This window comes from Methylomonas lenta, assembly GCF_001644015.1.
GTDB lineage: Bacteria > Pseudomonadota > Gammaproteobacteria > Methylococcales > Methylomonadaceae > Methylomonas > Methylomonas lenta.
Genome location: NZ_LUUI01000020.1, coordinates 1 through 11080, shown reverse-complemented (window position 1 = coordinate 11080; position 11080 = coordinate 1). Strand labels below are relative to the sequence as shown.

General features: G+C 44.7%; 8 protein-coding genes. 6 read left to right on the top strand and 2 right to left on the bottom strand.

From position 1 onward, the window contains the following. Positions 1-108 precede the first annotated feature (108 nt). Complete coding sequence (locus A1359_RS01195) at positions 109-2184, bottom strand: chemotaxis protein CheA (RefSeq protein WP_066976801.1); 2076 nt, start codon at positions 2182-2184, stop codon at positions 109-111. A 42-nt stretch (positions 2185-2226) separates the two neighbouring features. Further along, entirely contained in the window at positions 2227-2589 is a 363-nt protein-coding gene (locus tag A1359_RS01190) for a response regulator (protein ID WP_066976796.1), read from the bottom strand. Between the two features lie 378 nt (positions 2590-2967). Between A1359_RS01190 and A1359_RS01185 the strand changes: the two genes are divergently transcribed. The 6 genes from A1359_RS01185 (at position 2968) to A1359_RS01160 (ending at position 11015) form a co-directional block, all read left to right on the top strand. After that, positions 2968-3543, top strand: a complete 576-nt coding sequence (locus tag A1359_RS01185; protein WP_066976794.1) for a GspH/FimT family pseudopilin — start codon at positions 2968-2970, stop codon at positions 3541-3543. Between the two features lie 19 nt (positions 3544-3562). Continuing rightward, a complete protein-coding gene (gene pilV / locus A1359_RS01180; protein WP_066976792.1) occupies positions 3563-4075 on the top strand; it encodes a type IV pilus modification protein PilV in 513 nt (170 codons plus the stop codon). After that, positions 4072-4929: a PilW family protein gene (locus tag A1359_RS01175; RefSeq protein ID WP_066976789.1), complete on the top strand. Its 858-nt coding sequence runs from the start codon at positions 4072-4074 to the stop codon at positions 4927-4929. The genes pilV and A1359_RS01175 overlap by 4 nt, the downstream gene beginning before the upstream one ends. A 13-nt stretch (positions 4930-4942) precedes the next feature. Beyond that, entirely contained in the window at positions 4943-5431 is a 489-nt protein-coding gene (locus A1359_RS01170) for a pilus assembly PilX family protein (RefSeq protein WP_066976804.1), read from the top strand. Positions 5432-5478: 47 nt separating this feature from the next. After that, positions 5479-10494 carry a PilC/PilY family type IV pilus protein gene (locus A1359_RS01165; protein WP_066976786.1) on the top strand — a complete coding sequence of 1672 codons (5016 nt, stop codon included), beginning with the start codon at positions 5479-5481 and terminating at the stop codon, positions 10492-10494. Positions 10495-10589: 95 nt separating this feature from the next. Continuing rightward, positions 10590-11015, top strand: coding sequence for a type IV pilin protein (locus A1359_RS01160; RefSeq protein ID WP_066976783.1), 426 nt, complete (start codon positions 10590-10592; stop codon positions 11013-11015). Positions 11016-11080 lie beyond the last annotated feature (65 nt).

Below are 11080 nucleotides of genomic sequence, written 5' to 3'. Positions count from 1 at the left end.
AGGAAGGCGCATGAAACAAGCTCGTCAGCAGGTGCGAATTCATTCGCACTGTGCGGATAAATCCGCACCTACGCAGAATTCTTGCATATGATATTCCATGCATATTCCTTACTGGTTTGCCAGCCTAACCAAACTCGGTATATCAAGAATTAGCGCCACCGAACCATCGCCTAAAATGGTCGCCGCAGACACACCTTCCACTCTACGGTAGTTGGCCTCCAGCGACTTAATCACCACTTGTTGTTGACCCAACAATTCATCAACAAACAAACCACAAAGTACGCCCTGCGCTTCCACCACCACTATCAACCCTTCTGACAGCTTGCTGTGTTTGGCCGTAGGCACCTTAAAAATTTTATGCATACGGATGATAGGCAGATACTGATCACGCAGCATAAACGTCTCCCCCTTTCCTGCCACTAGTTGTACATCTTCATCCTTGATGTACAGCGATTCGATGATAGCGCCCAATGGCACAATATAAGTTTCCTCACCCACGGCAACCGACTGCCCATCCAGAATAGCCAAAGTCAACGGCAAATAAATACAAATAGTGGAGCCCTTACCTAATTCGGACAGTATCTCGATATTGCCGCCCAAGGCCTGAATATTCCGCCGCACCACATCCATACCCACGCCGCGACCAGAAATATCGCTTAATTGCTCGGCCGTGGAAAAACCTGGCAAAAAAATCAGTTCATAGGTTTGCTTATCCGTCAAAATTGCCTCAGGGGCTATCAGGCCTTTTTCGACAGCTTTAGCTATGAGCTGGTCTTTATCCAAACCTTTACCGTCATCTTTTACTTCGATCACGATATTGCCACCACGATGATAGGCTTCCAGTGTCACCGTGCCGGTTTCCGGTTTGCCAGCCGCCAAACGTACATCTGGCATTTCGATACCATGATCCAGACTATTTCTGACCAAATGCACCAAAGGATCGCTAAGCAATTCGACCACGGTTTTATCCACTTCGGTATGTTCACCCACCAACTTTAATTCAATCTTTTTGCCTGACTTGCCGCTCATATCATGCGCCAAGCGCGGAAACCGGCTGAAAACAAAATTAATCGGCAACATACGAATATTCATCACGCTTTTCTGCAGTTCGCGTGTATGCCGCTCCAACTGCAATAGGCCATTTTTAAGTTGATCCAGTTTATTGATCGCAAAATGTTCGCCTATCAAACTCAGCATCGATTGCGTAATCACTAACTCACCGACCATATTAATCAACGTATCGATTTTGCCGGTATCCACCCGAATGGAACTAGAAGTCAAACCGGTCGATTTGAGCGTACTGTTTTGGCTGTCTTTGGAGTCATCTAAAATGGCTGGCGACTGAGTTTGTGGCTCTCCAGTAAACAAATCCAAAGCCAGCGGATACTTTTGCTTGGATACGTCAGTTTCGGAAACCGCATTAGTCGTCTTTGTGATGGCAAAAACAGGCTGCTTGGATAAATCGCAATCGCCCTCAACCCAATCGAAAATCTCATCGATTTCGCTAACGGGCACCCGCCCTTGCAAATCCAGCGACCAGGCCAGGTGACACTCTTCCGGATCCAACTCATATAAATCAGGCATCTCCGGTAAATTTGCACAAACGGATAAATCGCCTAGTGTCGCCAGCTCCCGCAGTATGCGCAGCGGTTCATTTCCGGTTTTAAATAAATGCAGATGCGGGCTAAAAGTGATGTGCCAACCCACAATCTTTAAATTACCCGTGTCTTGCGGACTGGATTGTTCCAAGCACTCTCCAGGCACTTGCAAGCCTGTTTCATTGACAGCATCAACCACATCATTTAGAAGTTTGTCCAATGCCAGCTTATGCTGGGTGACGCTGTGATGATCAACTTCAATCCCGGCTTGAAGGGCCTGTAACGTCTCTCGTAAACAATCGACAGAGCCTAACAATACATCAATAGCAGACTGCGTGACTTGCCTGCGACCATCACGCATTTCGTCCAGCAAGGTTTCCAGCACATGAGTAAATTCGGAAACGACAGTAAAACCAAAGGTGCCACTACCGCCTTTAATGGAATGCGCCGCACGAAAAATGGTATTGATAGCATCGGCATCCACAGCACCCAAATCCAGATTCAGCAACCCGGATTCCATGGCATCCAGGCCTTCGAAACTTTCTTCGAAAAACACCTGATGAAATTGCGCCATATCGATTGCCATAGAGCTTACCAGTGCAACAAATTTTTGAAAGATGTCAGGGCCTTAACCCATGACTTTTTTGATGGTTTTTAACAACTGATCCGGATTAAATGGCTTGACGATCCACCCCGTTGCGCCAGCCTCCTTACCTTGCTGTTTTTTCTCTATGCCGGATTCGGTGGTCAGCATCAACAATGGGGTAAATCTGTAGTTTGGCAACGCGCGTAAATCCTTGATCAAGCTAATGCCGTCCTTGTTAGGCATATTGACATCCGTCACCACGCAATCAAAGGCTTGAGTATTGGCTTTATGCAAAGCATCCACCCCATCCATAGCCTCCACCACACTATAACCCGCACTCTTTAAGGTAAAAGACACCATTTGTCTGATGGATGCAGAATCGTCAACTGCGAGTATCGTTGCCACTATTCACTCCTGAGGTTTTAATCGAGTACATCGTTAAAAAATATTACAGCATCCAATCGGTGGCTAGTGTTATTTAATTCGATTACCTTAAAATTTTGCCAGCTTATATGTGATGCTTCACATTCAACCAAGCAAGTCTATACTAATTCTAAATTGCCACTGTATTCAAAGCGGCCTTTTGTGTTTTGAAAACCCTCAATAATGAGTTAATGATAATGGACTTAGCCAATTACGACATAACCCTGTCAAAACCTACTAAGATTCAAGAACTCAGTTTGGCTAAAGCTAGAGTGTGACTTGCTTAACAACCTAAATTTACAATTATGATAGTCTCAACTCCAAAGGCCATTAAACAAGGTAACGTAAACAGAGGCAAACATGCGCAATAAGAATGTCAAAAGCTTAGGTTTCACCCTGATCGAGCTAATGGTGACGATCTCTATAGCCGGCATACTTTTGGCAATTGCTGTCCCAAGCTTTACGTCTGTTATTACAAGCAATCGATTAACGACTTTTGCTAATGACTTGGTAACAACATTCAACTTAGCTCGAAGTGAAGCTATTAAAAGAGGCGTTCAAGTAACTGTCTTACGCAAAGGCGCCAACAGTTCGGAATGGGAAAGTGGGTGGGATGTGTTTGTTGATATCAATGGTGACAAAGATTTAGATGATGTAAGCCCTTCAACCCTCTGCGAAACAAACGCAAACGGTTCCCATAAAGAGGATTGTTTATTAAGAACTTACCCTGCGTTGCCTAGCGGCTTCACCTTGCGCACGGGAGCTAGTTCTTATAAAGATTACGCAGCTTATTTACCCAGCGGCTTAACTACTACACCAGTAGGAGATACCTTTACGTTATGCAATGAATCTGGAGCTAATGTTCCTCGCAGAACAATCACCATTAATTCGACAGGTCGCCCAAACACAGACGCTACACCAGGTGCTTGCCCATAATTTATCAACAAAATGTCTCATGAATAAAAAATCCGCCGGATTCACTCTGATTGAAGTTTTAGTCGCCGTAGTCGTGCTGGCTATTGGTTTACTGGGCTTGGCCGGATTGCAAGCCAGCAGCTTAAGAAACAACCAAAGCGCCTACAATCGCAGTCAAGCTACCCAACTTGCCTACGATATTGCGGACAGAATGCGCGCCAATACTATTGCACAAGCTAATTATTTAACCGCTACCATGGCACCAACCGCAGCAACTGATCAGGCAGCTGATTGCGAAGCCGTTAGTACGACATGTACGCCCGCAGACATGGCCGAGAATGACCTATTTGAATGGAATGCTGCCTTAACTACCTTACTTCCTAGCGGCGTTGGTACTATCACCATTGCAGGTGGCATTTATACCATTACGATCAACTGGGATGATAACCGCGACGGTGATGTTGATGGGGATGGCGGCGCTCCCGACGGTGATACGGATGCAGATGGCGACACAGATGATGACCCGTTCTTCCAAATGAGCTTTCAATTATGAACACACCAACACTAAAAGCCATTTCATTAAAAGAGGTCTATGACGGACTGATTGACACGAATACCACTTATGACATTCTGACTTGTCAATCAATGGATGAACTTGACAGCACTATCAAATTGTCACTCCACCCCATTCATTGCCCCCAACAATCATCATTTAACCGCCAACGGCGCCAACAAGGCATGACTCTGATAGAAATCATGATTGCCTTAGTAATTGGTGCATTCTTACTTGGCGGCGTGCTGCAAATTTTTGTTAATTCAAAACAAACCTACAGAATGCAGGAAAACCTGTCCAGAATGCAGGAAAACGGCCGTTTTGCGATGGAGTTTTTAGAGCATGATTTACGTATGGCGGGGTTTTGGGGCTGCCTGGCTCCAAGTAGCCCTAATAATACCGACGTCGCTGGAACGAATAATGATAATTCGAGCGCAGACATAGACGATGGGACAGATACTATAACTGTAAGAGGCGCCTTTGTTCAGACAACCACCGGTAACTGTGGCTCAACAGTCGACACCACAGCCTCTTATTACACACATGCCACTTCGACAATTGGCTATAGAATCAAAACAAGCGTTTTAGAGAGGACGGATAATGGCGGTAACTATCAGGACTTAATTGAAGGCATTGAAGACATGCAGATTTTATATGGTGCTGATACAGACACCAACGGCACACCTGACTATTATGTTGAAGCTGGGACAGTCGGTCTTGATATGGCGCAAGTCGTCAGCGTCAGAATCAACCTAACCGCACGAACACTTGAAAATAATTTGACTTCTACAGGGGACGGTAGGCTCAGACGGAACTTTACATCGACCATTGCCATCCGCAACCGTCTCCAATGAATGGGTGATGATCATGTTTAAACTTCCTATCCCCCAACAACAATCCGGCGCGGTATTGGTAGTCAGTTTGATTATGCTTTTACTCCTAACCATTATTGGCGTAACCAGCATGCAAACTACCTCTTTAGAAGAAAAAATGGCCGGCAACATGCGTGATAAAAATCTGGCGTTTCAGGCTGCCGAGACAGCGCTAAAAACTGCCGAGGCCAGTCTACCACCAGCTGCATCAATACAATTTAACGGGACTGATGGGTATTATTCTAGCACGGCTACTCCAGCAGTTACCGATAACGACTTTTGGGAAGACTATAGCAACAACCATTCTTCGGGAATCAGCTTACCTAATATTTCCCAACCACCGCGTTACATCATTCAAGATTTAGGTTGCATCTCTCCGGCTCTTACACCTTGCCCTGGACAACACGTTTATCGAATCACCGCTTACGCATATGGCGGCTCTACCAATGCGGTTGTAATTCTTCAATCGATTTATCAAATTTAAACAATCGCAATATTTGTTTGCGACTGGCTCTTACCGAGGCAATCATCATGAACACTCGACATTACCACATAACAGCCTATTTAATTGCATCACTGCCTCTGTTGCTCTGCCCGGCTTATTCGGTATGTGCCGATATTTCTCAGCAACCGTTATTCCTTACTAGCAGCGTTCCCCCCATAGTTATGCTAACCATGGGCCGAGATCATAAACTGTTTTACGAAGCATATAACGATGCATCGGATCTCAATGGGGATGGTTTAATCGATGTTGGCTATAATCCTGATATAGATTATTACGGTTATTTCGACTCCCACCGCTGTTATGATTACGACAGCGGTGATGGGGGGTATTTCAAGCCCGAAGACGCCACTTTGGATAAAACATGCTCATCGGTTGCCGGAGCATGGAGCGGTGACTTTCTTAATTACATCACGACTGCACGTATCGATGCGTTGCGCAAAGTCCTCTATGGAGGTTACCGCAGCACTGACACGACTTCATCAACCATACTGAAACGCTCTTTTATCCCTCAAGATGCCCACGCCTGGGGCAAAGAATACGACCCAACTACTAATCCCGGTTATTCCATTACTGATTACACTCCATTAAGTGAGCCCGCGCTTGGCACCCGGCATCTATTTGCCAATGTCTCATTAAGCTATACCGGCCAACCACTAATGCGAGTCCTGAACGATAGCCAATACCGTATCTGGGAATGGGTATCGATTGAACGACCTGTAGCAGGCACAAAGTGTGTGCACGGTGGGTCGGGGCCAAATTGTGCGAAAGCCGGCAGTTCGACGTGGTCGATAGTCCCCAGCACGGTATTGAGCAACTTGGTGCGCACAACTTATAACATTGCATCTGGAACAGGTAGTGGGCATCCAGAAAGTCACACTGACTTCAACTATTGGATCACCAACTATGCGGTAGATTCAAGAAAATTTGGCAGTGGCTCTATGAGCACCTTAAATGGCAACGATCAGAACCCCTATGGTCCCAATGGTGGTCCCGATGACAATTATCTGACACGGGTGACCGGCAAAATTACCGTACCAACCACAGGTACTTATAAGTTTTCGGTGGATGGTGATGATGCAGTAGAAGTCATCATTAATAACACAGTTGTCGCGTATTGGTATTCCGGGCATGCCAAATGTAACTGCGACTCACATAACGGCACGATTTCTTTAACCGCAGGTATTCCGTATGACATCGAGTTTCGCCACGAAGAACGATCTGGGGAAGACAGTTTTGTTCTGCGTTGGGAAACAACATCCACACCCAATTCTGTGATTACCGACTATAGTGTCAACATCGAAGTTTGTGAAACTGATAAATTAGAAGCCAATTGCAAGCCTTATACTGACGGTACAACTACCACCTATAAACCTATCGGCTTATTACAAACCTATGGTGAAAATGACTCCATGGCATTTGGCTTGTTAACCGGGTCCTATAAGAAAAACATTTCTGGTGGTGTGCTCAGAAAAAACATTGAATCATTTAAAAATGAAGTAAACCCTGATACCGGTATTTTTACCAGCACTAATGGCATTGTTAGCACCATTAACAAATTACGCATTAATACCTTTGACTACTCAAGTTATGCATATGCTTCAGGTTGGATTACAACTCGCCCCATTAATGAGGGCGAAGCGGCAGAATGGGGTAACCCAATTGCCGAAATGATGTATGAAGGTTTACGTTATTTTGCCGGCAAAGCCAGTCCAACTTCCGAATTTTCAATATCCTCATCTGCCACACCAGATGCAACATTGGGTCTCCCTTTACCAAGCTGGCTTGATCCCTATGAATCAACCGACGCTGGCGGTGGTGGCTTTTTAAGTTGTGCAAAACCTATGCAATTGGTCATTAGCGACATTAATAATTCCTATGATACAGATCAATTACCCGGCAGTTCTTTCAGTACATTTTCAGGTGACTTGTCAGACTTAAATGTATCTGATTTGGCCGATACAATCTGGGCAAATGAATCTGAAGCCAGTACAATTTTCATCGGTCAATCGGGCACCGTTAGCGATGGCGCACCTACGGCAAAATCAGCAACCAGTTTCAAGAATATACGCGGACTAGCCCCAGAAGAACCCACAAAGCTCGGTGGATTTTATGCTGGCAGCGTTGCTTTACATGGCGCACAAAAAGACTTAAACCCAGTCACTGGCGATCAAAAGGTTGATACCTTAGCCGTTGCATTGGCATCTCCTTTGCCGCGGATTGAAATTCCGGTAAAGGGGCAAACAGTTACCCTGGTACCTTTTGCAAAATCCGTGAATGGATCAAGTATCAGTTCCACTTCAAGTTTTCAGCCTACCAATCAAATTGTTGATTTTTATGTTGAAAAAATTGTCAATACATCCGAAGAAAACAAAGACACATTGATTAATGGGGGTCTACCTTATGGTAAGTTTCGGATAAATTATGAAGACGTGGAACAAGCAGCCGACCACGATATGGACGCCATTGTTGAATATACTTTTTCTGTGAATACATCAGATGAAGTGGTGATTCAACTTAATTCGACTTATGCAGCTGGTGGTATTACTCAACACATGGGTTATGTGATCTCCGGCACAACAGCGGATGGAGTTTATCTGGAGGTAAGAGACCAACTCGGCGGCGAAACCGGCCCTGATACCGATTACTTTTTAGACACTCCTCCAGGACAACTGCCCGGTGGCACTTGGGCAGATGGAATTGCCTTACCCTTTTCAGCCACTAGAACATTTAAAGTGGGCTCGACAACTTCAGCAAGCTATATAAGTCATGACCCCCTCTGGTATGCCGCAAAATGGGGCGTGCATGATACTAACGAAGACGGAGTTATAACAGGTAAGGAATGGGATGATGATGAAAACGGCGTTCCAGATGGTTATTTTCTGGTAACAAATGCCGGCAAGCTTCCAGAACAGTTAGCCAAAGCATTTGCTAAATTGCTTAGTAATGTCAGTTCAGCTTCCGCTGTAGCAGCGAATACCACCAGACTAGATACCGGTACTTTAGTGTATCAGGCAAAATTCGACCCCAGAGACTGGAGCGGTCAATTATTAGCCTTATCGGTTGATGAAATTACGGGTGAGGTTAATACCACAACCCCAAACTGGGAAGCCGCAAGTGTAATGCCTACAGCAAGTAGCCGTAAGATTTTTACCTACAATCCTGATGCCGATCCTGGTGAAAGAGGTATATCTTTCCAATGGGCAGCCACCCTGCCCGAAACCAACATTACGGACACTCAAAAGGCTTACCTTAATCAATTAAACGGTATTAGTGATAGTTATGGTGAAAATCGACTTAACTGGCTACGTGGCGATAACAGTAATGAATTACGTTTGGGCGGTTTGTTAAGAAACAGAGTTAAATTATTTGATGGCTCATTTATTACCGATACCACAGCACTCGCTAACCCCAGCACGGCCACCATCAAATTAGGTGACATTGTCAACTCAGACCCGGTTTACGTTGGAACAGCTGATTTTGGTTATAGCGGCTTACCATCTCCGGAAGGTGGTAGCTATAGCTCATTTCGCGCCAGCTCTACTTATAAGACGCGCAGACCTATGATTTATGTTGGAGCGAATGATGGCATGATACATGGGTTTGATGCGCAAAAAAATGCTGGCTCGGTAACAACAGGTGGAAAGGAAGTTTTTGCCTACTTGCCAAATGCATTGTTCCCCGAACTTAGCAAATTAACCTCCAGTACTTATGCACATCAATACTATGTAGATGGCATATCAACTTCGGGAGATGTGTATTTTGACTCGGCATGGCACACTTTGCTTGCCGGTGTTACCGGCGCAGGAGGAAAAGCTGTTTTTGCTTTAGACGTAACCAATCCGGATTCGTTTGGTGCGGCTAATGCGTTATGGGAGTTTACCAGCGCAAATGATCCTGACTTGGGTTACACCTTAGCCCAACCCTCTATAGGTCGAATGAATAATGGAAAGTGGGCTGTTATTGTTGGTAATGGCTATAACAGCAATACGAATAAAGCGATATTGTTTATTCTTGATGCTGAAAACGGAAGTGTAATAAGCAAAATTGATACCGGTACCACTGGTGCCAATGGACTTTCTGCGCCAGTCGCAGCCGATTTGAATGGTGATCATATTGTTGATGTCATTTATGCCGGAGATTTACAGGGAAACTTATGGAAATTTGACGTAAGTTCAACTTCATCAGCCAGTTGGAACGTGGTTGGCAGCAGTCCATTGTTTGTCGCTTGCACAACATCAGGAACGACTTGTACCGACAGACAACCAATTACCGCCAAACCTAGTATTGGTCCTGTTGGAACCGATCAGGGAACGGGTGTAATGGTTTATTTTGGCACAGGCAAATATTTTGAAACATCCGATAATGTAGTGAGCACATCGCCTCAAGTTCAAACCTTCTATGGCTTATGGGATAATAATACCGGTGCAATAGCCGATCGGGCAGATATACAAGAACAAACAATTGACTTTGAAGGCACGCCTGTCAATGCAGAAGATGAAACTAGTTCTAGCATTATTCGATTAACATCAAGAAATACAGTCTGTTATTCAGAAACTTCGAGTATATCTGAAACTGACAACTCTATTACGTGTACCACATCCAACCTTAAAAAAGGCTGGGCCATGAATTTACTAAAACCCATCAATATTGCCCAAGGGGAAAGAGTTGTTAGTCCTGCTATTTTTTATCGAGACCTTGTCATATTCTCTACGCTAATCCCTAGCCCAGATCCCTGTGAGTCCGGTGGAGATAGCCGTGTTATGTTGCTAGATGCATTAACTGGCAATCGCCCATTGACAAGTAGCTTTGATCTTTTCGGCGTTGGAAAAAAAGTTGATGAACATGATTTAGTAAAATTAAATGACAAACTTTATGCAGCATCCGGTTTAAGCCTTAATATCAATATTCATAAAAACATCAGTATCATTGGTAACTTTGGATTTGCCTCTGGTTCAAATAACGAGCTTGGACAATTAACTTTAGATCCCGGCAGTAATCTTACTGGAAGCGGAACCAGAAAATCCTGGCGACAACTAAGATAACACTATCCTATTAGGCTCTGAACATTCAGAAAGAAATGAAAGACATCTAATAAAAATGCTGATTAATTGCTAGCTATACATAACCGAGTGAACTCATGAAACAAACAATGCACGGATTTACTTTAATTGAATTGATGATAACGGTGGCAATCGTTGGTATTCTGGCCAGCATTGCCTTGCCGTCTTATCAAGATAGCGTCATGAAATCTCGACGACGAGATGCACAAGGTGCTTTGATGGGCTTGGCAAATGCCATGGAAAGACATTTCACTGAAACCAATAGCTATCTAGGTGCTGCAGATTCTGGAGCTGATACCGGTTCGCCTGCAATTTATGCTACCCAAAGCCCTGTCGATGGCGGCACGGCTTTCTATAATTTGACAATTTCAGCTGCTACAAGCACCACATTTACCCTAACTGCAGCACCAACCGGCGCACAAGCTAATGACATTTGTGGCAGCTTAACTTTAACCAATACCGGCGCACGAGACTTTACAGGCACGGGAGCAGATTGCTGGTAAATAACTGAGCACCGTATTCCTAATCAACAATTTTCGGGCGGCTTGCCCTCGTTCCCACGCGCCGC